This window comes from Roseibium marinum (genome assembly GCF_002906165.1).
GTDB lineage: Bacteria > Pseudomonadota > Alphaproteobacteria > Rhizobiales > Stappiaceae > Roseibium > Roseibium marinum.
Window position 1 is genome coordinate 37070 of record NZ_PPCN01000017.1, and the last position, 23652, is coordinate 60721.

The 23652-nt window shown below is 57.4% G+C and carries 21 protein-coding genes; 14 read left to right on the top strand and 7 right to left on the bottom strand.

Annotation, left to right across the window (positions count from 1 at the left end; translation table 11 throughout):
• Positions 1-67: 67 nt before the first annotated feature.
• Positions 68-817 carry a metallophosphoesterase family protein gene (locus CLV41_RS25265; protein WP_103225266.1) on the bottom strand — a complete coding sequence of 250 codons (750 nt, stop codon included), beginning with the start codon at positions 815-817 and terminating at the stop codon, positions 68-70.
• A gap of 235 nt (positions 818-1052) precedes the next feature.
• Positions 1053-2381, bottom strand: coding sequence for an adenylosuccinate lyase (purB, locus tag CLV41_RS25270; RefSeq protein WP_103225308.1), 1329 nt, complete (start codon positions 2379-2381; stop codon positions 1053-1055).
• Between the two features lie 158 nt (positions 2382-2539).
• Between purB and CLV41_RS25275 the strand changes: the two genes are divergently transcribed.
• Together CLV41_RS25275 and CLV41_RS25280 are read left to right on the top strand one after the other, a co-directional pair.
• A complete protein-coding gene (locus CLV41_RS25275; protein ID WP_103225267.1) occupies positions 2540-3022 on the top strand; it encodes an NUDIX hydrolase in 483 nt (160 codons plus the stop codon).
• A gap of 131 nt (positions 3023-3153) precedes the next feature.
• Positions 3154-3462, top strand: coding sequence for a hypothetical protein (locus CLV41_RS25280; RefSeq protein WP_103225268.1), 309 nt, complete (start codon positions 3154-3156; stop codon positions 3460-3462).
• A gap of 121 nt (positions 3463-3583) precedes the next feature.
• Here CLV41_RS25280 and CLV41_RS25285 read toward each other — a convergent pair whose 3' ends face one another.
• Together CLV41_RS25285 and rpe are read right to left on the bottom strand one after the other, a co-directional pair.
• Entirely contained in the window at positions 3584-5173 is a 1590-nt protein-coding gene (locus CLV41_RS25285) for an APC family permease (RefSeq protein ID WP_103225269.1), read from the bottom strand.
• A gap of 127 nt (positions 5174-5300) precedes the next feature.
• Positions 5301-5978 (bottom strand): ribulose-phosphate 3-epimerase, encoded by a 678-nt coding sequence (gene rpe, locus CLV41_RS25290; RefSeq protein WP_103225270.1) that lies wholly within the window; start codon positions 5976-5978, stop codon positions 5301-5303.
• Between the two features lie 2264 nt (positions 5979-8242).
• Here rpe and CLV41_RS25300 point away from each other — a divergent pair.
• From CLV41_RS25300 to CLV41_RS27655, 9 genes are all read left to right on the top strand, one after another.
• Entirely contained in the window at positions 8243-8968 is a 726-nt protein-coding gene (locus CLV41_RS25300; protein ID WP_103225272.1) for a hypothetical protein, read from the top strand.
• 265 nt (positions 8969-9233) lie between these two features.
• On the top strand, positions 9234-9698 hold the full coding sequence (locus CLV41_RS25305) for a hypothetical protein (RefSeq protein WP_146048635.1): 465 nt from the start codon (positions 9234-9236) through the stop codon (positions 9696-9698).
• Positions 9691-10206 (top strand): hypothetical protein, encoded by a 516-nt coding sequence (locus CLV41_RS27640; RefSeq protein ID WP_146048636.1) that lies wholly within the window; start codon positions 9691-9693, stop codon positions 10204-10206. The genes CLV41_RS25305 and CLV41_RS27640 overlap by 8 nt, the downstream gene beginning before the upstream one ends.
• A gap of 227 nt (positions 10207-10433) precedes the next feature.
• On the top strand, positions 10434-10967 hold the full coding sequence (locus tag CLV41_RS25315; RefSeq protein ID WP_103225275.1) for a hypothetical protein: 534 nt from the start codon (positions 10434-10436) through the stop codon (positions 10965-10967).
• Positions 10957-11466: a hypothetical protein gene (locus CLV41_RS27645; RefSeq protein WP_146048637.1), complete on the top strand. Its 510-nt coding sequence runs from the start codon at positions 10957-10959 to the stop codon at positions 11464-11466. Before CLV41_RS25315 ends, CLV41_RS27645 begins: the two co-directional genes overlap by 11 nt.
• Before the next feature lie 701 nt (positions 11467-12167).
• Positions 12168-12380, top strand: coding sequence for a hypothetical protein (locus tag CLV41_RS25320; RefSeq protein ID WP_146048638.1), 213 nt, complete (start codon positions 12168-12170; stop codon positions 12378-12380).
• Positions 12377-13102: a hypothetical protein gene (locus CLV41_RS27650; protein ID WP_146048639.1), complete on the top strand. Its 726-nt coding sequence runs from the start codon at positions 12377-12379 to the stop codon at positions 13100-13102. The genes CLV41_RS25320 and CLV41_RS27650 overlap by 4 nt, the downstream gene beginning before the upstream one ends.
• A 127-nt stretch (positions 13103-13229) precedes the next feature.
• Positions 13230-13547, top strand: coding sequence for a hypothetical protein (locus CLV41_RS25325; RefSeq protein ID WP_103225277.1), 318 nt, complete (start codon positions 13230-13232; stop codon positions 13545-13547).
• Positions 13544-14002 carry a hypothetical protein gene (locus CLV41_RS27655; RefSeq protein ID WP_146048640.1) on the top strand — a complete coding sequence of 153 codons (459 nt, stop codon included), beginning with the start codon at positions 13544-13546 and terminating at the stop codon, positions 14000-14002. Before CLV41_RS25325 ends, CLV41_RS27655 begins: the two co-directional genes overlap by 4 nt.
• A 132-nt stretch (positions 14003-14134) precedes the next feature.
• Here the strand turns inward: CLV41_RS27655 and CLV41_RS25330 are convergent, their stop codons facing one another.
• Together CLV41_RS25330 and CLV41_RS25335 are read right to left on the bottom strand one after the other, a co-directional pair.
• The gene (locus CLV41_RS25330; RefSeq protein WP_103225309.1) at positions 14135-14920 is read right to left on the bottom strand and encodes a DUF2259 domain-containing protein; all 786 of its coding nucleotides are present in this window, start codon (positions 14918-14920) and stop codon (positions 14135-14137) included.
• A 79-nt stretch (positions 14921-14999) separates the two neighbouring features.
• Complete coding sequence (locus CLV41_RS25335) at positions 15000-15965, bottom strand: sodium:proton symporter (protein ID WP_103225278.1); 966 nt, start codon at positions 15963-15965, stop codon at positions 15000-15002.
• 215 nt (positions 15966-16180) lie between these two features.
• Between CLV41_RS25335 and CLV41_RS25340 the strand changes: the two genes are divergently transcribed.
• Complete coding sequence (locus CLV41_RS25340) at positions 16181-17464, top strand: NAD(P)/FAD-dependent oxidoreductase (RefSeq protein ID WP_103225279.1); 1284 nt, start codon at positions 16181-16183, stop codon at positions 17462-17464.
• Positions 17465-17477: 13 nt separating this feature from the next.
• On the opposite strand, the gene CLV41_RS25345 is transcribed toward CLV41_RS25340, so the two are convergent.
• The gene (locus tag CLV41_RS25345) at positions 17478-17957 is read right to left on the bottom strand and encodes an Lrp/AsnC family transcriptional regulator (RefSeq protein WP_103225280.1); all 480 of its coding nucleotides are present in this window, start codon (positions 17955-17957) and stop codon (positions 17478-17480) included.
• A gap of 146 nt (positions 17958-18103) precedes the next feature.
• Here CLV41_RS25345 and CLV41_RS25350 point away from each other — a divergent pair, with 146 nt between their 5' ends.
• Together CLV41_RS25350 and CLV41_RS25355 are read left to right on the top strand one after the other, a co-directional pair.
• The gene (locus CLV41_RS25350) at positions 18104-21625 is read left to right on the top strand and encodes an indolepyruvate ferredoxin oxidoreductase family protein (protein WP_103225281.1); all 3522 of its coding nucleotides are present in this window, start codon (positions 18104-18106) and stop codon (positions 21623-21625) included.
• A gap of 797 nt (positions 21626-22422) precedes the next feature.
• On the top strand, positions 22423-23508 hold the full coding sequence (locus CLV41_RS25355; protein WP_103225282.1) for a DUF2336 domain-containing protein: 1086 nt from the start codon (positions 22423-22425) through the stop codon (positions 23506-23508).
• Positions 23509-23652: the final 144 nt, after the last annotated feature.

The following is a 23652-nucleotide window of genomic DNA, read 5'->3' on the forward strand; positions in this document are numbered from 1 at the left end:
ATGGCAGGCAAACGTGGCCGGGGCGCCGGGGTTCCGCGACATAGTCGATTATGATTTTCAGCAGGGTTCAGGAGAGCGGCCCGTAGAAGCCGTGTTTCAGCGCCCGCGCCCAGCCGGGGCGGCCGTTTTCCTGAGCCGCGCGGCTGGCGGCATCCCAGTCATAGGAGAGGATTTTCTGCTGAAAGTTCCAGGCACCGTTGTTGTTTGTCATCAGCGCGTAACGGGCGTGCGGGCTGCCGGCCTCCATGACGTGCCGCTGCGGGTGGTCGTCCTGATAGGACGGCAGGCCGACGCTGCCCGGGTTCAGCAGTATCTGACCCGTTTCCTGAAGCCGAATGAGCCGCGGAATATGCGTATGGCCGCAGCAGATCACGGGTGAGGTCTCGCCGTTCAGTTCCCGCGCAAGGGTATCCTCGTCGGGCAGATGGCCTTTCGGCCCCTCGACCTTTTCCGTCAGATAGCGGTCATCGTTTTCAGGCGTTCCGTGACAGAGGAATATGTCTTCGTCGAGCCTGATGGTCGGCTGCGTGGTTCGCAGCCAGTCCATGCTCTGCTGCGAAAGACGTTCCGCGGCAAAGGCGTCGGTGGGGCCCATCGTGTCGAACGGATCGTCCAGCAGGAAGCGGTCGTGGTTGCCGCGCACTGTCGGCCAGTTGGTTTGCCTGAGGATCGCGGCGGTTTCCTCCGGCCACAGCGGGCCTGAAACGCAGTCGCCCAGATTGACGACGAGATCCGGCGCTTCCAGCTTGAGGTCGGTGAGCACCGCCTCAAGGGCGAGGACGTTGCCGTGAATGTCGGAAATGACCGCTATTTTCATGAAAACCCACCGCTGAGATCAAATGGCATTGATGTCTCCATGAGCCCGCGCTGCGTCATTGCGGGACTTCATCCGGCAATCCATGCCGTTGCTTCGCATCGAGCTCTGGCTCAGCCCCTGGCGATCATGGATATGAAACGGCATGGGTCCCATGGTCAAGCCATGGGACGACCCGAAGTCCCTCTAGACGTTGCTGAACCATGGTCGGCGAACGCGATTACGGGCGAACCGAGTCTCAGGCCTCCCCGAACACCCGCTTGAAAATCACATCGACATTCTTGGTGTGATAGCCGAGGTCGAAGCGGTCGCGGATTTCTTCCTCGGAAAGATAGTTGCGCACATCCGCATCGGCCAGGAGTTCGGTCAGGAAGTCGACGGACGCGGTGCCGGCGACCTGGTAGCTGTCCCAGACCTTCATGGCGTTGCGCTGGACCAGCCGGTAGGCGTCCTCGCGCGACGAACCTGCCTGGGTGAGGGCCAGCAGGATGCGTTGGGAGTGCACGAGGCCGCCGAGGCGGTCCATGTTGCCGGTCATCCGTTCGGGATAGACCATGAGCTTGTCTATGACGCCGGTGAGGCGGGCCAGAGCGAAGTCGAGGGTTACGGTCGCGTCCGGGCCGATCATGCGCTCCACGGAAGAGTGCGAAATATCGCGCTCGTGCCAGAGCGCGACGTTTTCCATGGCCGGGATGGAGAAGCCGCGTACGATGCGCGCCAGGCCGGTCAGGTTTTCGGTCAGCACCGGATTGCGCTTGTGCGGCATGGCGGAGGAGCCCTTCTGGCCCTTGGAGAAGAATTCCTCCGCTTCCAGTACTTCCGTGCGCTGCAGGTGGCGGATTTCGGTGGCCACGCGCTCGACGGACGAGGCGATGACGCCGAGCGTGGCGAAATACATGGCATGGCGGTCACGCGGGATCACCTGGGTGGAAACCGGCTCGGCCTGAAGGCCCATGGCCCTGGCGACGTGTTCCTCGACGGCCGGGTCGATATTGGCGAAGGTGCCGACCGCGCCGGAAATGGCGCAGGTGGCGATTTCCTCGCGCGCCGCGAGCAGCCGCTTCTTGCAGCGGTCGAATTCCGCATAGGCCTCGGCCATCTTCAGGCCGAAGGTGACCGGTTCGGCGTGGATGCCGTGCGAGCGGCCGATGCAGACGGTGTCCTTGTGCTCCATGGCCCGGCGCTTGATCGCCGCAAGCAGCGCGTCCATGTCGGCGAGCAGGAGGTCGGTCGCCTTGGCCAGCTGCACGCTGAAACAGGTGTCCAGAACGTCCGACGAGGTCATGCCCTGGTGGACGAACCGCGCATCTGGGCCGACGATTTCGGACAGATGGGTCAGAAAGGCGATGACGTCGTGCTTGGTCTCGCGTTCGATTTCATCGATGCGATCGATGTCGAAGGTCGCGTTGCCGCCTTTTTCCCAGATTGTCTTCGCAGCTTCCGCAGGGATCACCCCGAGTTCCGCCAGCGCGTCGCAGGCATGGGCCTCGATCTCGAACCAGATGCGGAATTTCGTTTCCGGCGACCAGATGGAGACCATTTCAGGGCGGGAGTAGCGCGGGATCATCTGAGAAAGGACCTTATCGTGTTTTGTTTTCTGGCAGCGCAATAGCAGAGGGGGACGGCCCCTTCAATGCGGACGGAGCGGTTTTTGCTTGCGGGGCGGTGCTGCAAGGTGAATTTTACGGCAAGTCCTGCAACCGAGTCCATCCTGGGGAGAGCGCGATGAAACTCTGGCGCCCTGCGAACATCATAACAGTGAAAGCGCTCGCCCTGATCTGGCAGGACGATGCCCTGCTTCTGACCGATATTCACGACGATAGCGGCAGAGTGACCGGGATGCGCCCGCTGGGTGGAACGGTCGAATTCGCAGAGCCCTGGCGAGATGCCCTGCAGCGGGAGTTTCTGGAAGAACTCGGCGCCCGGATCTCCTTGCTCGACAGCCATTTCGTGATGGAAAACATCTATGAGCATCACGGTGTGACGGGACATGAAGTCGTGTTTTTCTGCCACGCCCATTTCATGGATTCCAGCTTTTATAAAAAAGAGAGTTTCGCTTTCAAGGAAAGCGACGAAACGGACGGTACGGCGAAATGGATCTCGCTGGACGAACTCGCCGCCAGGGGGCTCGAACTTTATCCCGCCGGATTGACGGAGCGGCTTGCAAGGCGGGAGACCGCCCGCAATCCCGGACGCATTCTCAGCTGATCGCACCGGGCCGGACCGGGTTCATTCTTTTTTGAATTCCGGCATGCAGATTTGACCGCCGCGACTGCGTTTCACGTTCTTCAATTGGAGTTATAATGACTGGTAGATCAATTGCTTGTGCGGCAATGTTAATGATTATCTTTAATACGGCGCCTGTCCTTGCGGCGGATGTCGATTTCGAGAGATTCATGGCCTCCCCCTCAGGGGCCGCCGGGCTCAGCGCCGCCATCTCCAGTCTCGGAGAGTGTGACACAAGGCCGGTCTGGTCTCTCAGCTACGATCCGGATATCGACAGGGACAATCCCAACCATGTCCATGTCGGCTGCCAGTACGACCCGGAGTGGGAAGAGGGCGACGATCTTTACGACAAGGGTGTTCTGGCGAAATTCTTCGAACTGGAGGGTGTCCTGACCCTGGACAGTCTGACCCAGTTGCCGTGATTGCCTCGCCGTAGGCGCCCGGCTCATTTCGGCCGGCCACCGCATGACGGCTTTGCCTCACCGCCCTGACCTGACGGTTAGAAGTCCCGGGGCGGTGGCCGGCTTTTAATGAGAAACGGCTCTAAGCCGAGCCGTTGCCGTTCGAGCCGTATTCCATCTGCTCGTCCATCTTTTCCTCGGCCATGTAACGGTCGAATTTTTCCTTCTTCAGGCAGAGGCGGACGGCGAACACGTAGACGCAGGCGGCAAGCAGGCCGACGACCAGAATATCAGGTCCGACAGGTATGATGCCGGAACCGCCGCCGAACGACCCGAGCCAGGACAGAAGCACGACCCCGGCGAGAAAGGGAACGAGCCAGGTCGCCTCACGCCAGTCGAGACTGTCGAAGCCGCCCTGCCAGTTGCGGTAAAGCATCAGCGCGAAGCCGACCGCAAGACAAATGCCCAGATGCAGCATCGTGTCCCAGCCGCTCCAGTAAATGATCAAGGTGGCGACGATGAAGGCAAGGCAACCGGTGACGGGTGCTGCCGGCAGGACGAACGCCCGCGGCGCATCCGGCATAAGCCGCCGGAAGGCCAGCACCGCGACCGGGCCGACAATGAAGGACATGACGATCGAGGAGGTGTTGAGGGCGATAACTTCCTTGAAGGGCAACAGCACGAAAAACAGGGCCGCGACAACGAAATTCACGATCAGCGCGAACAGTGGCACGCCCCGGGCCGACAGGGTTTCTATGAATTTCGGGAACAGCCCGTTCTGGGCCATGGCGAGACCGAGCCGGGCATTGGAGCCGACGGAGACAAGGCCGGCGGCGAAGCTGGAGATGCGGGCGCTGGTATCGAGAATGCTGACGATCCAGAGCGCCCCGACGGCGGTCGCAAGGGCTGCCATGGGCCCGAGTTCACCGGAGAAATGCAACTCCGGCCAGCCGCCCTTGAGTTCGTTATGGTCAAGCGCTCCGAGAAAGGCGAGCTGCAGGGCGCCGTAAATCACCAGGCAGACCACGAGGCTGATAACCAGCGCCAGGGGCACGTTGACCTTGGGATTGCGGGCTTCTCCGGCCATGTCGATGATATGGCGGAAGCCGATCAGCGCGAAGATCACACCGCCGGTGGATATGGCGGACAGGATGCCCTTCAGCCCCTCGGGCGCGAAACCGCCATAGTCGCTGAAATTGGTATAGCGGAATTCCGAGGTCAGGATGACGGCGGCCAGCAGCGCCGGCACCAGGATCTTTATCCAGGTGAGCGCCGTGTTGATGCGGGCGAAGAATTTCACGCCGAAGGCATTGAATACCGTGAAAACCGCCAGAAGCACGCAGGCAACGCCAAGCCCTGACGTGGTCAGATGGCCGCTTTCGCCGTAAAGCCAGGGCGCCAGGCTTTTCGAATAGCGCAGCACCGCCTCCACCTCGATGGCGGCGGTGGTGTTGTAGCCGATCCAGGCGGTCCAGCCCATGGCCATCGACACCACCGAACCGTGCGAGAAATGCGGCACCCGGCCGATGCCGCCGGCAACCGGCAATATGGCGGCGATTTCGGCGAAGGTTGCCGCGAGCAGCAGCATGGCAAAGCCGCCGATCACCCAGGCGATCAGGGCGGAAGGGCCGGCGGCCTGCGCCGCGAGCAGAGGCGCGAACAGCCAGCCCGATCCCAGTATGCCGCTGATGGCTATGAAAGTGAGGCCCAGCAGTCCGATATTACGTTGCATATGCGCCAAGACGAATCCCCCGATCCCTGTCGCGACTACCCTAGCCGAAGGAATGTCATCTGGGATAGGTGGGTTATGCCGGATACCGGTAAGCGCCTGTCAGTGATCTGAAGGCCTGACCGTGACCTCAGGAAATTGCCGCTTCCGCAGCCTTCCGGATCGCCGAAATGTTGGTTTTGTAGCTCTCGATGGTTCCGCCCTTGAAGACGGCCGATCCGGCGACCAGCACATTGGCGCCGGCGGCGCTGACCAGCGGGGCGGTGTCCGGGGTGACACCGCCGTCGATCTGCAGGTCGATCGGCCGGTCGCCGATCATCGCCTTGATGCGGCGGGTTTTTTCCACCATCGAGCCGATGAATTTCTGGCCGCCGAAACCCGGATTGACGGTCATCACCAGGATCAGGTCCAGCCGGTCGAGTACGTATTCGATGACGCTCTCCGGTGTCGACGGGTTCAGGGAGACGCCGGCCTTCTTGCCCAGATTGCGGATGGCCTGCAGCGAGCGGTCCAGATGCGGCCCGGCCTCGGCATGCACCGTGATGATGTCGGACCCGGCCCTGGCGAAGGCTTCCAGATAGGGATCGCAGGGCGCGATCATCAAATGGGTGTCGAAGATCCGGTCGGTATGAGGGCGCAGCTTTGCGATCACATCCGGGCCGAAGGTGATGTTGGGGACGAAATGCCCGTCCATGACGTCCAGATGGATCCAGTCCGCACCGGCCTCCACCACATCTCGGACCTCCTGGCCAAGCTTTGAAAAGTCCGAGGCAAGGATGGACGGGGCGATGGCGAGCGGGCGGGTCATCTGGGGGCTCCGGAAGGTCTTGAAAGAGTAACCGCCCGCTAGCACGGCTGATGGACAGGCGCAAGAAAAAGGCATTGAGACTGTTGGACCATACCCTACGCCTTGACTGAATTCTCGTTTGACTTCGGATAACCTGCAATTGGTGAGTTCCGGTTTGTGGAGGCCGCAGCCAACTACCGCATGGAGGTGCCGCAGTTCGTCAGCAGCCCTCCTCCGTGATAAATTCCAGCTTGCACACCCCAACTCGGCTCCTGGGCCACTTTCGGAACCTCTCGGTTCCCCAGTTTTTTGCAGAAAATAAAGCGCTGAATCCGCTAGGAAACCTGTGCGGTTCGCGGGCGGGTTGTCGTCAAGTGGCTTGTCAAATATCCGCATATCGGTAGCTTGGGGTGCAACCGGGAGAAGGTGTCCGGGGGCAAGGTGACGAAGCAGATCCGGCGGGGCAGTGCCAAAAAAAAAGGCACTTGCCAGGTGCCTTCAAGGGCGAACAGGTGTTGGGCGAACTCTCTTCAAACGAGATGAAAACGCCGGGCGATGCAGCGGGCGGGCAGTCTGTGGGCCGGAAGACGGCCGGTGAAACGGACGTCAGCGCGCCTGCAAGGACCAGCGTGAAACTCCGGCTGGCGGATGGCTCGGAAACCGATTGCCGGACCGGCATCCATCTGGCGCGTGGGGCGCACGCGTGCACTAATTGCCGAGACATACCATTCCTACAAAATTCCTGTCGATGCGCAATACGTATTCATGAAGCAACAACAATCAAACACTAAGAGACAATACGTCAGTGATATCTCACGATATAAATCGAAATGTTAGTTTGGGCGGGGAATTTTTCGATCCAAATAGTGTTATCATTGAGGGTGAATAAATGAAAAATGACGCTGAAAACTACAAGCCATCGCTAATTGATAGACTTTTTTTATTTAGACACAATATTAAATCATCATATAGAATAAGCAAAAACTCTATAATGTTTATTTGCAACTCTGATAAGAAGTGTGTTTTTGTAAAATACAATTATTCAGGGAATGTTCAATACCATAAAATAGAATTGAAAGACCTTAAAAGGCACATAAATTCACTCAATAAGGCAAAAGATATTTTGGAAGGTGTCGACGTTTAAAATGGGAAGTAATGGTGACGTTCTGAGCATAGACGTTGGCGGTAAGTATGGAATCGGTATTGTCGGCTTTGGTTACGAAGGGCGGGTATCGGTCGGAGAACTAGCGAGCGATCTATCGAACGCTGTTCAGGGGCGTGTTTCTGGGTCGCTACTAGGACTTAGAGCAAGAGTTACCTTTGGCCCTGAAGATACAACTTATGATATTGGGGTTGGTGGGACAATAGCTTTTGGCTCCGGAGTTTCTGTATTTGCCGGCTTCAGATTCAATGGCGACGGTGTCAGCCTTGTAAGTAGCGGTAGTATTGTAGGCGCACCAAATATTGTCGGTCCTATCGGATTTGGAGGATACGGAAGCGCTGCTATCAATTTAAGTAATTTGGGCTCTATTCATGAGGTGCCCGCGTCGTATTTTGGTCACGATATAGAAACAATTCCTGGACCGAGACTACCCATTGGATCCTTATCTTCCTTCCGGTATCCAGGACAAATAGGATCGATTCCTATTGGTTACGAAACCAACGCACTAGATGTTTTGGGCGACCAGGGCGGCTGGGAGTTTTATGCTGGACTGCAGGCCAAAAAGCAGGAAGAGCTAGCCGCGCAGCGCAAATCCGCGACGGACGTAAACGGCCCTGAAACCGTTGTCGACCTGCCTACGCCCCACTATGCCGGCAGAAGCGACGGCGGCAGTTCTTATGGCAACCCCGATGCAGGCAACTCGAGCGCAGCCTCCGCCACGACCCAGAACACCAGCGCGGCAAGTTCTAGCCAGTCGAATTCAGGCAGCAGCAGTTACGGCGACCTGGACGCAGGAGGAACAAGTTATTCGGTTGGAAAAAGTCAATCAGGCGGAAATGAGGGCACGACTCGCGGTGGGCTCTTGGGAGACGGAACACGTGGCGGCAATTCCGGTGGGGGCTCTAACGGCGACAGCAGCAACAACCCCGGTAACAACAATAACAGCGGTGGCAGCGCGAACCCGGATGGTCAGCACAGCAGCAGCTACGGCGATCCGGATGCGGGTGGAAGAAGCCAACAGGCTGGAGGCAATACACAACAGACTGGCGGCAACGAAGGTGCTACGCGCAGCGGGGACAAGGGGGACGGAACAAGGGGAGGTTCCGATCCCGGCAGTGTTCCGATGTCTCCTGTAGTTCTCGACCTTGACGGCGACGGCCTAGAGGTCACGGCGCTGGACCGGTCGATGGTGTTCATGGACACGGGCGGCGACGGTTTTCTGCATCGCACGGCCTGGGCGGGTGAAGGCGACGGGGTTTTGTATTTCGATCCGGACGGGCGGGACGAGATCACCGAAAAGCGCCAGTTCGTGTTCACCGAATGGGACCCGACATCGACCAGCGACCTGGAGGCCCTGGCTTCGGTGTTTGACAGCAACGGCGACGGCGTCCTGAACGCCGGCGACGACGCGTTCGGCCAGTTCAAGGTGATGGTCACCCTGGCCGACGGCTCGACGGTGTCCAGGACACTGGCCGAGCTCGGCATCACCGAGATCGACCTGACAGCGGATGCGAGCAACATTGAGCTGAGCGACGGGTCGGTGATCACCGGCAAGACCACGTTTACGCGTTCGGACGGCACCACCGGCACGGTTGGCGACATGCTGCTGGCCGCTGAAGCCGAGGGCCACCGGGTGGAGCAGGTGGAATCCGTCGACGGCACGGGCACGCGCAGCCTGACCACCACCGCCTATGCGGCCGATGGCGGCAAGGCCTATGAGATCCATTCGGTGACCAGCGCCGACGGCTTGTCGATCACCAACCGCTACGACGATAATGGCGACGGGGTGAGCAGGCGGACACGGGCGACGCGGAAGGACTGGTGCACTGCGGTTGCTGCGGCGGCGTGAGAAAGCCAATCCGGAACCGGGGAATTCCAGTTTGTGGAGGCTGCAGCCAACTGCCGCATGGAGGTGCCACAGTTCGCAGCGGCCTTCCTCCGTCATGAATTCCAGCTTGCACACCCCAACTCGGTTCCTGGCCCACTTTCGGAACCTTCCCGGTTCCCAAGCTTTTTCCTTAAAATAAAGCGTTGAGTCCGCGAGGGAACCTGTACGGTTCGCGGGCGGGTTGCCCGCCAAGTGGCTTGTTAAATATCCGCATATCGGTAGCTTGGTGGTGCAACTGGAAGAAGGCGTCCGGGGGCAAGGCAACGAAGCAGATCCGGCGGTGTGGTGCCGGGGAAAAGGGCACTGGCCACGTGCCTGCGAGGGCGAACAGGTGTTGGGCGAACTGTCTTCAAACGAGATGAAAACGCCGGGCGATACGGCAGGCAGGCAGTCTGCGGGCCGGAAGGCGGCCGGTGATGCGGACGAGCGTTCGCATGCCCGCCCCGGCCTCACGCTCCGCATCGCGGACGGGTCGGAGGCGGATAGCCGGGCCGGGGTTCATCTGGCGCGGGAGGTGCACGGGCGCCCGATCTTCAGGGACATTCCGTTTTCCGAAGACAAGGCGCTGACGATCTTTGACAAGGCGACGTCCCAGCCGGAGCGGTTCGGGCTAACCTATGCGACACCCTTGTTTTGCAGCCACTCAATTGAGCTCGCAATTAGCTTAGCACTCTGGAAGAAATATGAATAAAGCAAAAATTGTAAACAGGTATGTTGCTCCAGCTTTCTACTTAGTTCTTTTTCCTTCGATTTGTTATTTGCTCCCTACGAATGAATCTCCGGCCGGGATATTGGCTTTCCTCCAATGGTGTAACTCCCTCTTTGGCGAGTTTTACATTACACGGTATGCCTCTGCGCTGCAGGTGAGTTTTTTTACCGCAAAATACTATATAATGATCTTTTTCTTATTTCATTTCATCACTCCTTTTTACACCGTATTCTTGTGTTTCACAGTTACCGTTGATTGGAAGAAGCTGAATTTAATAACTTTTTTTTCAGTTTTAATAATAGTTTTATTCGGATACTTCCCATTTATTGAATGGTATCGCCCTGACACTATCAGCTCCACAAGTCATCGTGGAACGCTACTGGTCGGAGCTTTGTATCCAGCAATAGTATCAGCTTATTCTTACGTGACCGCGGCTTGTATTGCCGTGACAGCGTCGCTCATCAAAAAACAGGTTTCCAATGACAACTGAAAATGAACTTAACGCACAAGGTGTGCTTGAATTTGGGAGCACGGAGGCGGGAGCGCTTTTAGGTTTTGGCAGGAGCGTTCAGCTCGACTCTCTCGCAGAAATGGGCGTAATCAGTGGGAAGCTTGCACTACGATTTGGAAATGAAGTGCCCGGGGCGGTGCAAGGGCGCACAATCGGGACAAACCGGCAGGGGCGAACGTGTGACGGGTGAATGCGCTTCAAACGAAATGAAAACGCCGGCCGATGCAGCGGGCCGGAGGGCCGCCGGTGGCGAAGCCGCGCCCTTGCGGGCCAGTGTAAAGATCCGGCTGGCGGATGGCTCCAGCACGGATTGCCGTACCGGGATCCATCTGGCGCGCGAGGCGCATTTGCACACAATCTTTCGCGATATTCCGTTCTCTGAAACCAAGGCCCGGGCGATCTATGACAAGGCCATGGCTGAGCCGGACCGCTTCGGGCTGATCTATGCCGTGCCGGGGGCGGAGCGGCCGCTTGCCGAAGACGGGCTTTTGGGTTTTGCCTCGGTGCAAGCGGGCGAGCATTTTCTGGGTACCGGCACGCTGCTCGGCGGCAAGGTCGCGCTGCGCCTCGTCCATGCGATGCGCCACTGGGCGAAGACGCGCAGTTGCGCCCATCTCATGGTGCATGTCACCACTGGCGAGAACGCGGAAGACGCGGACAGGTTCTTCCGGCGCTGCTGGATGGTGACGATTGGGGGGAAATATCTTCTGCATACCTTGAGTGAGATAAATGATAAGTAATAAAATCGAAAAGAAAGCAATTCTTGTTGCTTCGATAATATTTTTACTATTATTTCTATATAAATTTTTCCCTTATTACTACTTTGTAGAAGAAAATAAGGAAATATTGGAGCGTGAATTTGAACAGTCAATTCATAGATTTAACAATCAAACAGTGAAAGTTACTATTTCTGACTGCGCATTAATTGTGCGCTACGATAATAATGTTTGCCAATATAGTGATGCCGTAAGTAACTATAGTAAAAAATATGACCTTAGATACATTAGTAAAATTAGAATAAAGAATTCCTTCCTCCCTGAGAAGAATTTATCTTTTGCCACTTTCAATTTTAAAAGTTCTTCTCCAAGGGAGGCATTTCAAATAAAATATCAATACTGTAACGGAAAGAGATTTGATACTTTCGGAATTGACGATTCAGATGTTTTTATAGATCCAACGGAATTTACCGGAAGTATTATTCGAAATATCAATGCCTATATATACAGAAACTGCAAATAATAGATTAGCCCTATTATGGATGATCGATACAGAAGATATAGCACACTTAGTGATTCAGATCTGGACACCATTAAGAAAGAAGCACAGCAGAGTCTATACGACAACAATGTGAACGTATTTAATCAAATAACGGCCTCTCTCGCGTCAACCGCGGATTCTATTACCAGCGCGGCAATCGCGCTCAGATTAGGAGATTTCCGGTCAGCTGCCTTTACTGCCGCTGCTGCATCCCTCCAATCTAATATAGACACCATAAATATTGCCGCAAACTATAAGTACAACTTAGAACTCCATACTAGTAGACTCAAATCTGCGCAGTATCAATTAGATACCCGTCGTGAAGGCACGCTAGGTGTGAGTTCCAAGAAGGTTGTTCATTCGCATTGAAGGTCTGAAACTGGTTGGTGACCAAACACAATCAGTTTCAGGATCTATGGATTGAACAACCCGCGCAGGAGTGTTCTCGCGTTTTATGCGTCATGAGAACAAAAAGGTGGCCGGTACCGGAGGTTTTTCAGCGCTCCGAGCCGTCCGGTGATCGCCAGACAGTGCGAGTCGGGTATCATCTGGCGCGGGGAGCGTGTCGGCGCATTATCTTTAAGGAAATTCAGTTTTCTGAAGACAAGCCACGGGCGATCTTTGAGAATGCGAGGTCCCAGCCAGAATGCTTTGGGCTGATTTATGCTGTGCCGAGCGCGGATGTGTTACTGACCGAAGACGGGCTCCTGGTCTTTGCCTCGGTAAATGCGGGCGAACATTTTCTGGACACCGGCACGCTGCTCGGCGGCAAGGTCGCGCTGCGCCTCGTCCAGACGGTGCGTCATTGGGCCAAGGTCAGAAGCTGCACGCATCGGATGGTGCATGTCACCAATGACGACAATGTGGAAGATGCGGACAGGTTCTTCCGGCGGTGAGCGGTGGTAACGCTTGGGGGGAAATATCTCGTGGCCACTGCAAACGGAACGAAGCTGACATTTTAGGAGCGCATTGCGTGAACCGTAGTTCAAATAAAGAAGACTATGAAACGTTTAAGAGAAAACATGAATTTCTCTTAGATTATGTAATTGGCTCTGTGATGGAATGTAAAGAGCTATACGATAGCTGGAATAGATTTTATAAAAAATTTATTAAGATATACATTCCTGTATTTTTGGTTTGCGTCTACGCGGCACCATTCTTAATCCCAGTTGCTTTACGCAGATCCTTGTCTGAGACGACTCTCTCATTGTTCCCAATTGCCCAAAAAAGATATGATTCATTACTTGGTATGGGTGACCAAGTGATGTTCTGGTATATCTCTTCACTTTTAATGTTCTTGCCATCAATAGCTATTATATCTTTAATTTATATAAAATTGTATGCATATAATATTCAAAGAGGCCATAATTCTGCTGAGTTAAGCTTTAAAAAACTGTTCGGATCTATAATTTATACTTTAACAGTGGGTGGATTTTTCTATTTTATACTATTCTTCCCCTTTCCTATTGAAGAGAAGACCAGCGTACCTCTGATGCAATTCTGGGTGGGACCCGGGTTTCCGATATTGGCATCTGGCGTGTCAGTAAGTTTGTCCTGGGCGTCAGTGCCGATGATGGCAATGCTGACGCGTGTTTTTGTGAGAAAAAATGACAGATAACAAGGAAATTGGTCCATATGAGTGGATCTTGAAAGATGTCACAGTTGACGACGTCGAAGCCGCTTGAGATAGCGTTCTTGACTATGGCGTTTCTCATGCGGGGTTATCAAAAGCTGGGGCCGCGCGGTTGAGCATTGCTGGATCTCTCACCCTTGGATCGAGTGATGCAATCGGTGCTGCGCCCGCGCTCAAACGCAGCAGCGTGAAACCCCGGCTGGCGGACGGCTCGGAAACCGATTGCCGCGCCGGCATCCATCTTGCGCGTGAAGTGCATCTCAAAACGATCTTTCGGGATATTGCGTTTTCTGAAGGAAAGGCCCGGGCGATCTTTGACAAGGCCGTGGCGCAGCCGGAGGGGTTCTTCCGGCGCTGCGGGATGGTGACCGTTGCAGAGAATATCTGCACGATACCAATAACCACTAAGATACATAGGTTTAGATCATGAGAGAATTTGTTGTTTCTGCGAAAAAATACGGATTTTATGTATTTGCGATTTGGATTTGCTGCGTAGGTGCTGCAGACGCATGCGAAGTAAATGGAAAAAAATGGTCAAATTCGCTGAATGAAATTCTTCAGGCACTTAGGAGTGGTGACGGCAACAAATTCAAGTCAGCTATCGGTAAAAGCATTGATTTGGAAGAATATGGTGAAATAGATTCTTTAATGATTCAGCTTAACGAATATGCGCCGCAAGGATTTGGGAGTTGCAGAGCGATAATGCGAGAAGATATTCCCCCGCTTGTTACGAAAATTATATTTGAATTTGCAGAGACAAAAGATAAAGGGATATATTTTTACGTATTTCTTGTGGATGGGGGTAGTGATTTTAGGAGCGGAGTTTTAAAATTCCGGCTATCTACAGCCTTGGGAGATGTTTTGTCTGATTGGGGCAACTCATAATGGTCGACACCATATTTAGGTCTACTGCTACCATTTCATTAGCTGATGGTGCTCTGAACCCCGAAAACTGGACCGTTCATAATTGGAGTTTTTCGCGCTAATTTCCGGGCAGGAACTTGAGATCCTTGCCGCTCAGAGTTGTCCGGTGATCGCCAGGTAGCGCCGGTCCGGGCCTTCGAAGCCGTGGGTGTCCATCTGGATCAGGACCGCGTAGACCGGCGGTCCATCTTCCGGGAAATGGGTGACGATGCGCTCGACGCGATAGGCGAGCGGGCATCCGCGGCTTTCGGGAAGGCTGGTGTCCTCGTTCAGAACGCGGATTTGGCCCTTGTAGGTCATGGTCAGCCGGAAGCCGCGCGTATCGTCGATCTTGATGCCCGCGCATGTGTCCGAGGTCAGCAGGTATTCGTTCAGGTTCAATTCCAGCTCGTCCTCGCCGGGGCGGAAGAAATCGCGCGGTGCGACGACCATCCGGAACGGGTCGGAATTGAGTTCGGTGCGTGGGTTGTGACCCGCTGTCAGGCCCTTTCCGGCGATCCGCGTCGTCTGAAGAAGCTGTTGCGCCTTTTCGCGGTTTTCCGAGCGCACCGCTGTCACCAGGGCATCCGGGTCGAAGATGCCGCCGGCTTCGATTTCGTCTTCGTTCTGGTTGCGCAGAAGGAAGGGCGAGGGTTTCACCCAGCGGTCGTTGGCGACATCGAGCACGAAGATCTCCGAATAGGGAAAGCCGGAGCCGTCCTGGATCCCGTATTGCTCGAAGGCGAAATAGGCGCCGTCTTTTGAAAAGCCAAGGATTTCGGCTTTCGCCGTGTCACCGGCGATGGCGGCCGATGCGAGGAGGGGAAAGGCCAGGAGGAATGACAGGCAGCGCAGCGCTGTTTTTAAGAGAAGGCTGAGTCCTGGTTGAAGGTGGGTCACCGCGCGCTCCTTTGAAATCAAATATTGTTCGAATTCGATTTCCGCAACTTAAGCGTGACATGGCGGATTGTCAGGTCCGCTACGTCACACTTTCGCTGTTTGGGCGGCAGAAAACGCGGACGAAGGGCTTGAGCAGCATCGGCAGCATGTAGATCGGAAACTGACCGACCGCGAACCACAGCCAGGTGAACTCCGGCAGCGTGCCGCCGAATGCCGCCACCATCAGGCCCATGTTGCGGGTTCCGCAGGTATGCGCGATCGCATAGGCATCCTCGCGGCTGGCGGGGGCGAAAACAAGCAGGGTCAGCCCGATCTGCAGCAGCGCCAATACGAAGGTGAGGGCGGTGAGGCCGAGGGTGAACGCCGGCTTTTGCAGAAAACTCAGCGCGACACCGTCCATGGCGGCGATGGCGAAGAAGAGAAGCAGGAGCACATTCAACCCGCTGATGTGAAGACTGCTGCGGGAAAGGCGCTCCGCACCGGCCAGTTTGCGGAATGCCGCGGACAGCAGGAAAGCGCCGGTGAGCAGGAGGGACAGTTGCACGGCCAGTCCGCCAACGCTCAGGGGCAGGGAAGGGCCCAGCATCAACTCGCCGATGAAGGGCGCGGTGAGCGGGGTCACGATCAGGGCGGCAACGGACAGCGCGAGGCTGAGGGTTGCGTCCAGGCCGAGCAGATAGATGAAGGCGGGGGCGGCCATGACCGGCGGGGCGGCGGTGGCGATGAACAGCGCCAGGACGACGTCCGGACCGAGGACCGCGAGACCGGAGGCTTCGATCGCCAGCCAGGTCAGAAGAGGCGCGCCGAGCATCATCCAGACGAGTGCGGCAACCAGAAGCGCGGGGCGGCGCAGACGCAGCCTGATCGCGTTTTTGTCGACCCGCAGGAAGGCCAGGGTCAGGAGGCAGAAAACGGCCAGGGTCAGATAGGGCCGCAAAAAGGTGGATAATGCCGGTAGTGCAAGGCCGATGAATATGCTCACGGCCAGCGCGGCGGTTCCGTGGAGGCCTATCCATGCAAGACCTGCCCCAAACACTCGAATCATCTAAACTTGTCTCCGGAAAAAACGTAGGGCGGCAGGTTACGCCCCAGTCTTTTAGATCAGCCAGCATTCATATGGGAATATTTGAATGCGGAAAGTCTATCGATTTTAGAGCGTACCGCGCCTGCATTCGTCCGGATGCGGGACGCGCGAGGGGAGACGGGCCGCAATTCTCCATCCGTTTGACGACACGGGACGGGAGTGCGTGGCTTAAGGAAATGGCGAAGCAGGCAAAGCAAAACCAGTCTTTCGAGGTGATGGTTCTCGGTGCCGGCATCGTCGGGGTTTCGACAGCGCTTCACCTGCGCCGTCTGGGTCTGGACGTTGCCCTGATCGACCGGACACATCCGGGCCTGGAAGCATCCTTCGGCAATGCAGGCATCGTTCAGCGCAACGGCTTCGTGCCGCACGCGGTGCCATTGCGTGCGCGGGAGCTGATGGGGATACTGTTCAGGCAATCGAGCGCCGTTTCCTATGACTTTGGGACGCTGGTGCGCCTGCTTCCCTGGTTGCGGCGCTATCACGCGGCCAGCGGCGACAGGGCCGCGGAACTTTATTCGCGTGTCGTCGCTCCCTTGCGGGCACTGGCGGTTCAGGAGCATCTTGAGCTTGCGCGCTCCGCGAATGCGGACAGGTTCTACCGGCAGGGCGGCTGGATACATCTTTACAGGTCCGGGTCCTCCTACAGCCTGGGCGAGACAGAGCGCTATTACGCGAGGGTTTTCGGGGTCGCTTACGATGAGTTGACGGCCGGCGAGATCGGCACCCTTGAACCTGGCCTGAAAATCGCCAGTCACAGGGCGGCAAGCCTGAAAGCGGTCCACTGGACCGAGAGCTGTTCCGTCTCCAATCCGGGCGCGGTCGTTGACGCCTTCTGGCGGAGCTTTGTCCGGGAAGGTGGAAAATATTTCCGCGCCGATGCCGCAAAGCTGCAACGCAAGCGCGGCGGATGGCGTCTTGAGGGTGAACGCGGCACTGTCTTTGCCGGGAACGCGGTCATCGCGCTGGGGGCATGGTCGCAGGATATCATGAAGGCGCTGGGCGAAAACTATCCGCTTGCGGTCAAGCGGGGCTATCACATGCATTACCGGCCGTTGTCGGGAGCTTCCCTGTCACGTCCGCTCGTCGACGTGGAAAACGGGTTGGTGCTGACCCCGACCGACAATGGCATTCGTCTGACGACCGGTGTCGAACTGGCCGAGCGCGACGCTCCGCAAAATCCGAATATCATCGCAATGGCCAGAAGACGGGCGGAGGATCTCATTCCCCTCGGGCGGCCGCTGCAGGATACCCCCTGGATGGGGTCGCGGCCGTGCCTGCCCGATTCCCTTCCCGTGGTCGGGGCCTCGCCGACGATCCCGGGATTGTGGGTGAATTTCGGCCATGCGCATGACGGGTTCACGCTCGGGCCGATTACCGGCCGGCTGCTCGCCGAAATGATTGCCGGCAAGACGCCCATACTGGACCCGACAGGCCTGTCGCCGCTCCGGTTCATGGCGTGAAGCGCCTTGCGGTTCAGCTCTCGCGCAGAGGCAGGGCCACCGTGTCCTTGACCGTATTGACCACGATACGGGACTGGACGTCCGAAACCAAGGTGTTGTCGAGCAGCTTCAGCCTGAGGAAATTGTCGTAGGTTTTGATGTCGTCTGTAACTACCTTTATAAGATAGTCCACCGCCCCGGTGATGCGTTCGCATGTGACGACTTCCGGCCAGTGATGCACCAGCTTGTCGAACGTCTCCATGTTGTCCCGGCTGGGAACCGCGAGTTTGACGAAGGAATAGGCGACGAAACCGAGGCCGACGGATTCCCTGTCCACGATGGCGGTTATCTGGCGGATAATGCCCTGTTCCTTCAACCGCTTGATCCTGCGCCAGCAGGGGGTCTGGCTCATGCCGGCCTCCTTGGCGACCTCGGCTATGGACAGCGAGGCATCGCGCTGCAGGACACGAAGAACGCGAACGTCGGAGGGGTCGAGAAGATATTTGTCTGTCATGGAAGGATTCAGGAATTTTTATGCTGTGTTGGGGCGAATTGCCGTGACGATAGCACAGAAATTACCGGAGAAAAGGATGATATTTATCTGAGAAGAGGTTGACCGGACGCGCTGCCGCCCGAATTGCCGGTCTAGGAGGATGTCGGATGAATGTGCATATGCCAGCGGTGACCCTTGAAGACAAATATGTCGCCACTCAGGGGCGGGTCTACCTGACCGGGATCCAGGCGCTGGTCCGTCTGGCTCTGGACCGGGCAAGGCTCGACCGGCAGGCGGGGCTGAAAACCGGCGGGTTCATCTCCGGCTATCGCGGCTCGCCGCTCGCGGGCTATGACACCGAACTGATGCGGGCGCAGCGCCATCTCAAGCACCATGATGTCGTCTTCAAACCGGGCGTGAACGAGGAACTGGGCGCGACCGCCGTGTGGGGCAGTCAGAAACTGCGCGGCGAGGGCGGCATCGGCCGCGCGACCGATTACGACGGTGTCTTCGGGATCTGGTACGGCAAGTCGCCGGGCGTCGACCGGGCGGGGGACGTCTTGCGACAGGCGAATGCCTCCGGCACCGACCGTAATGGCGGCGTTCTTGCCCTTGCCGGTGACGATCACCTGGCAAAGTCCTCCATTTTGCCGGCGCAAAGCGAATTCTATTTCGAGCATGCGGAAATTCCGGTGCTCAATCCCTCCGATATCCAGGACGTGCTCGACTACGGCCTGCACGGACTTGAGATGTCCCGGTTCACCGGCCTTTGGACCGCGCTCATCTGTGTCGCCGACACCATGGATGCCTCGGCGACGATTGATATCTCCCCGAAGCGGTTGCAGCTCGTTCGCCCGCTCGAGGGCGACCCGCGCAAGGACTACCGCCAGAACCGCGATCTGCTTCTCGCCAACCGGCTGGAGACCGAACGCCTGCTGCGCGACATTCGCATTCCGGCGACGCATATCTACGCACGCGCCAACGGCCTCGACCGGGTGAGCTTCGGCACGCGCGGCCAGGTCAAGCTCGGCATCGTGACATCGGGCAAGGCGTATCGCGATCTGCTGCAGGCGCTGGACCTGATGGGCATTTCGGAAGATTTCGCCAAGGCGCTGGGCCTTGCCGTCTACAAGGTCGCCATGACCTGGCCGCTGGAACCGCATGGCCTGCGCGAGTTTGCCCGCGGCGCCGAACGCCTGCTCGTCGTCGAGCACAAGCGCGGCTTCATGGAACCGCAGATCAAGGAAATCTCCTATCACTGGCCGCATATGAGCCGACCGGAAATCTGGGGCAAACGGCAACCGGACGGAATGCCGTTCCTGTCCGACGTGCTTGAACTGTCGGTGGCCGAAATTATCGAAGGCCTGATGACCTGGCTGCCGGATGACGCGGTTTCCGATGACATGCGCGCCCTTGCGAGCCGCATGACGCATCAGGTCATGTGGGCTCAGGGCCATGCGGAGCGGGCCGCCCGCATACCCTATTTCTGTTCCGGATGCCCGCATTCGACGTCCACGCTGACGCCCGAAGGGTCCCGCTCCCTGCCGGGGATCGGCTGTCACGCCATGACGGAAATGGCCGGGCGCACCACGGATGGCCAGATCGCCATGGGCGGCGAGGGTATTCTGTGGGTCGGCCAGCAGCCGTTTTCCGGCGACAGCCACGTGTTCGCCAATGTCGGCGACGGCACCTATTTCCATTCCGGCATTCTGGCGATCCGCCAGGCGCTGGCGTCGAATGTGCCGATCACCTACAAGATCCTCTACAATGACGCGGTCGCCATGACCGGCGGCCAGAAAGTCGACGGCCAGCTTTCCGTTCCGCAGATCACCCGCCAGCTCGAGGCGGAAGGGGTGGAACGGATTGCCATCGTTTCGGAGACCCCGGAAAACTACGGCTCCTGGTCACCGATTGCTCCAGGCACCAAGGTGTATCACCGTGACGAACTGATGGATGTCCAGAAGGAGCTGCAATCCTTCAAGGGCGTCTCCGTCATCGTCTACGACCAGACCTGCGCGGCGGAAAAACGCCGCCGGCGCAAGCGCGGCCTGTTCCCGGATCCGGACAAGCGGCTGTTCATCAACGACCGCGTCTGCGAGGGCTGCGGCGACTGCTCGGTTCAGTCCAACTGCCTGTCGGTCGAGCCGCTGGCGACGCCGTTCGGCGAAAAGCGGGTGATCAACCAGTCGAGCTGCAACAAGGACTTCTCCTGCATCAAGGGGTTCTGTCCGTCCTTTGTGGAGATCGAAGGCGCGGAGCTGAAAAAGCCGAAGAAGGCCGATGTCGATATCGATGCGCTGGTGGGTGACCTGCCGCAGCCGGTTCTGGCTTCGCTCGAACGCACCCGCAATGCCCTCGTGGCCGGTATCGGCGGCATGGGCGTGACAACGATCAGCGCCGTCCTTGCCATGGCCGCCCATGTGGACGGCAAACAGGCGTCCACGCTGGACATGACCGGCCTTGCCCAGAAAGGCGGCCCGGTCACATCTCATATCCGCTTCGCGGCGAGCGACAGATCCATCGAGGGGCCGCGTGTTCCGGCGGCCAGTCTCGATCTGCTGATTGCCAGCGACATGGTCGTTGCAACCAATGCGGACCAGCTCGCGCTGGCGCACCGCGGCCATACCCTGACCGTGGCGAATACCAAGGTCGCGCCGACGGCGGAGTTCGTCCTGAAGCAGACCCTTTCCTTCGATGAAAAGCGCATGGATACCGCCCTGAACGCAGCATCGGGCACCTATCTCGCCGTGAATGCGGCGGATATCGCCGAAAAGCTTTTGGGCGATGCCATCTATGCCAACATGCTGCTTGTCGGCATGGCCTATCAGAGCGGCGGCCTGCCGGTCACCGACTATGCCATCGAGACGGCTCTGGAACTCAACGGCGCTTCGGTTGCAAGCAATATCAAGGCGTTCCGTGCCGGACGTATCCTGGCCGCGGATGCTCAAAAACTGCTGAACGCGCTTCCGGGCGAGACAAAACCGCGTGAATTCAGCCTGGACGAGAAGATCGCCTTCAATGCGCTGGAACTGACCGGCTACCAGGATGCCGCTTACGCAGCCCGCTACCAGGGCCTTGTGGCGAAAGTCAAGGCGGCGGACGAGGCTCACGGGCCGGGAACCCTGCGTCTGACGCGGACTGTTGCCGACTTCCTCTTCAAGGTGATGGCCTACAAGGACGAATATGAAGTCGCCCGGCTTTATTCCGATCCCGCCTTCCGGCAGAAAATCGCGCAACGGTTCGAAAACCCGCGCAAGCTCAAGGTGCACCTGGCGCCGCCGATCCTCGCCCATCGCAAGGATCCCAAGACCGGTAGGCCGGAAAAGATGGCTTTCGGCCCCTGGGTGTTCGGCGTCTTCAAGGTGCTGGCGAAGTTCAGGGGAATTCGCGGCAAGTGGTTCGATCCCTTTGCCCGCAACGCCGAGCGCCGGGCCGAACGGGCCCTGATCGCCCGGTATGAGGCGGATATCGCGGAAATCCTGAACCGGCTGCCGGACGGCAATTACGGACTGCTGGTCGAGTTGGCCCGCGTGCCCGACCTTGTCCGCGGCTTCGGTCCGGTAAAGGAAGAGAGCATGCACAAAGCCGCCGAAAAGCGCCTGATCCTGCTTGAACAGCTGCACACGAGCAATGATGGTGGCAACGATGAAGCCGAGACCTCAAGGCTCATGCTCACCGCCGCGGAATAGACTTCAGTCGATCCCCAAGAGAGAGCGGCGGATTTCCTCCCGCGCTCTTTCCGCGTCTTCGTCGGCCAGAATGTCCCTGAGGATGTCATCGGGGAGGGAACTCAGGGTTCTGCGCCGTCCGCGGCAAGTCGACCAACTTGTCCATGCACGGAGAATTTTCCTCAAAAAACCATCCCGCCTTGAGGAGCCGCAGAGGGGAGAATAAATCCGACGAATTTCAGGGGGCATGTCCACCTCCAATAAAAAAATATATATCTTTCTTTATTACGTCTCGATCCAAGTCTGGGCAATAAAAAAAGATAAATATTTTTAAATTAGGCGAACTGGCCACTGCCAAGCGTGCCAGACCTGAGGGACCGTACCTGGTGGGGTCTGCTTTTTCGTTGGCACAGTGCAAAAAACCGGTTTGCAGAAACCTGCCCAGAGATCCAGATACAGCGCCAGGCAAGTTGGCCAGGCTATCGTCTTGCACTCGAATATCGGTGCGACGCGCGTTAACAAATGGATGGGTTTCGGTCGCCCGGACGCCTGAAAAACCTCGATCCGGAAACAATTTCAGGAAAGATGAGCGATTTCTCAGGCTGCTTATTCAAGCGGTTAACTGGAAATGAATTCCCAGAAAAATGTTCATTTTCAATAACTTATTTCTATATGACGCAACGATATTACAATTGTCCTCAAGTTTGAGAAAAAAATAATTACATTCTCGGAACGGGTCTTTTGTTCTTTTTTAAAACTCCGCTTCATCCTCGGTATCACCGCCGCATAGGCAAAAATTTGAGAACTGGTATCGAAGCATGACCGAAGCGTTGAAAACAGAACTGGTAAACTTTTCGGAGCTGACCGGGGAAGCTGGCAGCGCCAGACGGGCGGAACTCGCCCGGCATGTCGCAACGTTGTTCGCATTGACCTCCGACCGGTGTTCGGACGAGCAGGTCGATATTTACGACTCCGTTCTTTTGCGTCTGGTCGATATGGTGGAGGCGGAAGTCCGGCGCTATGTGGCGGACCAGATGTCCAGTCTTCGCCGCGGACCGGAGGAAACGATCCGCCGGCTCGCCGATGACGACATCGAGGTGGCCGAACCCATTCTTCTCAGATCGACCGTCCTGCGCGACGCGGACCTGATCAAGATCGCGGAAAAACGCAGCAACGCTCACCGCTTCGCGATTGCCCAGCGTGAAGTTCTGTCCGAGGAACTGACGGATATCCTGGTGCGGACGGGCGATCTCAAGGTCAAACGGAAGGTTGCCGGCAATGACGGCGCCTGTCTGTCCGATGCGTCGGTCATGGCGCTGATCAGCGACGCGGCGTCGGACGCAACCTTGCAACTCTCGTTGAGCGAACGCGCGGATCTCGCCGAGGCGCATATTGCCAGCCTGGTTTCGGTCGCCAGCGAGGAAGTCCGCAAGAAACTCCACGCGGCAGGGCGCGGCGACGAAGCCGAACGTGTTGAGGAAGCGGCGCAAGTCGCGGCCCAGCGCATGTCGAACCAATACTGGCTGGGCCGTTACGATTTCGAAACCGCGCGCAGCCGGATCATCCTGCTTGCCAAGCGCGGCATGGTCAACGAAGCCGCCCTGCGCCGTTTCGCTTCCGAGGACCGCTTTGCCGAAGTCGTCGCAACCTTCGCCTGGCTGGTCCGTTGCGGCGTGGAGGAAGTGAGCCACTGGATGGTGCGTCCGGATCCGGAACCTTTCGTGATCCTGGCCAAGGCCTCCGGCTTTTCCTCGATCACCGTCGGGTCATTGCTTTCCATCGGTCCCTGGCGTCACCGTCTGACGCCGGAAGCGCGTAGCGATGCGATGAAACTGTTCGAGCGCATGAGCGTTGCAGAAGCCAAGCGCAAGATGTCGCATTGGCAGAACATCGTCCTCCATTGAGGCATGCAACTCTAAAGCCGATCAACTTTCAGACCTCCAATCGAATGCGATTGGAGGTCTGTTGATCTGAATTACATTTTGTAAGGTCCGGTCCGCAGTCCGGGCCTTTTTCTTTGGGTGGTGCAGCTACAAGCCGGTTAACTT

What these genes read in the sequence shown, in the direction of transcription:
- CLV41_RS25265 (WP_103225266.1), bottom strand. Translation starts at nt 817, where the DNA reads ATGAAAATAGCGGTCATTTCCGACATTCACGGCAACGTCCTCGCCCTT.
- CLV41_RS25350 (WP_103225281.1), top strand. Translation starts at nt 18,104, where the DNA reads ATGAATGTGCATATGCCAGCGGTGACCCTTGAAGACAAATATGTCGCC.
- purB (WP_103225308.1), bottom strand. Translation starts at nt 2,381, where the DNA reads ATGATCCCGCGCTACTCCCGCCCTGAAATGGTCTCCATCTGGTCGCCG.
- CLV41_RS25335 (WP_103225278.1), bottom strand. Translation starts at nt 15,965, where the DNA reads ATGATTCGAGTGTTTGGGGCAGGTCTTGCATGGATAGGCCTCCACGGA.
- CLV41_RS27640 (WP_146048636.1), top strand. Translation starts at nt 9,691, where the DNA reads ATGAATAAAGCAAAAATTGTAAACAGGTATGTTGCTCCAGCTTTCTAC.
- CLV41_RS27655 (WP_146048640.1), top strand. Translation starts at nt 13,544, where the DNA reads ATGAGAGAATTTGTTGTTTCTGCGAAAAAATACGGATTTTATGTATTT.
- CLV41_RS27645 (WP_146048637.1), top strand. Translation starts at nt 10,957, where the DNA reads ATGATAAGTAATAAAATCGAAAAGAAAGCAATTCTTGTTGCTTCGATA.
- CLV41_RS25355 (WP_103225282.1), top strand. Translation starts at nt 22,423, where the DNA reads ATGACCGAAGCGTTGAAAACAGAACTGGTAAACTTTTCGGAGCTGACC.
- CLV41_RS25275 (WP_103225267.1), top strand. Translation starts at nt 2,540, where the DNA reads ATGAAACTCTGGCGCCCTGCGAACATCATAACAGTGAAAGCGCTCGCC.
- CLV41_RS25285 (WP_103225269.1), bottom strand. Translation starts at nt 5,173, where the DNA reads ATGCAACGTAATATCGGACTGCTGGGCCTCACTTTCATAGCCATCAGC.
- CLV41_RS25300 (WP_103225272.1), top strand. Translation starts at nt 8,243, where the DNA reads ATGTCTCCTGTAGTTCTCGACCTTGACGGCGACGGCCTAGAGGTCACG.
- rpe (WP_103225270.1), bottom strand. Translation starts at nt 5,978, where the DNA reads ATGACCCGCCCGCTCGCCATCGCCCCGTCCATCCTTGCCTCGGACTTT.
- CLV41_RS25315 (WP_103225275.1), top strand. Translation starts at nt 10,434, where the DNA reads ATGAAAACGCCGGCCGATGCAGCGGGCCGGAGGGCCGCCGGTGGCGAA.
- CLV41_RS25280 (WP_103225268.1), top strand. Translation starts at nt 3,154, where the DNA reads ATGATTATCTTTAATACGGCGCCTGTCCTTGCGGCGGATGTCGATTTC.
- CLV41_RS25345 (WP_103225280.1), bottom strand. Translation starts at nt 17,957, where the DNA reads ATGACAGACAAATATCTTCTCGACCCCTCCGACGTTCGCGTTCTTCGT.
- CLV41_RS25340 (WP_103225279.1), top strand. Translation starts at nt 16,181, where the DNA reads ATGGCGAAGCAGGCAAAGCAAAACCAGTCTTTCGAGGTGATGGTTCTC.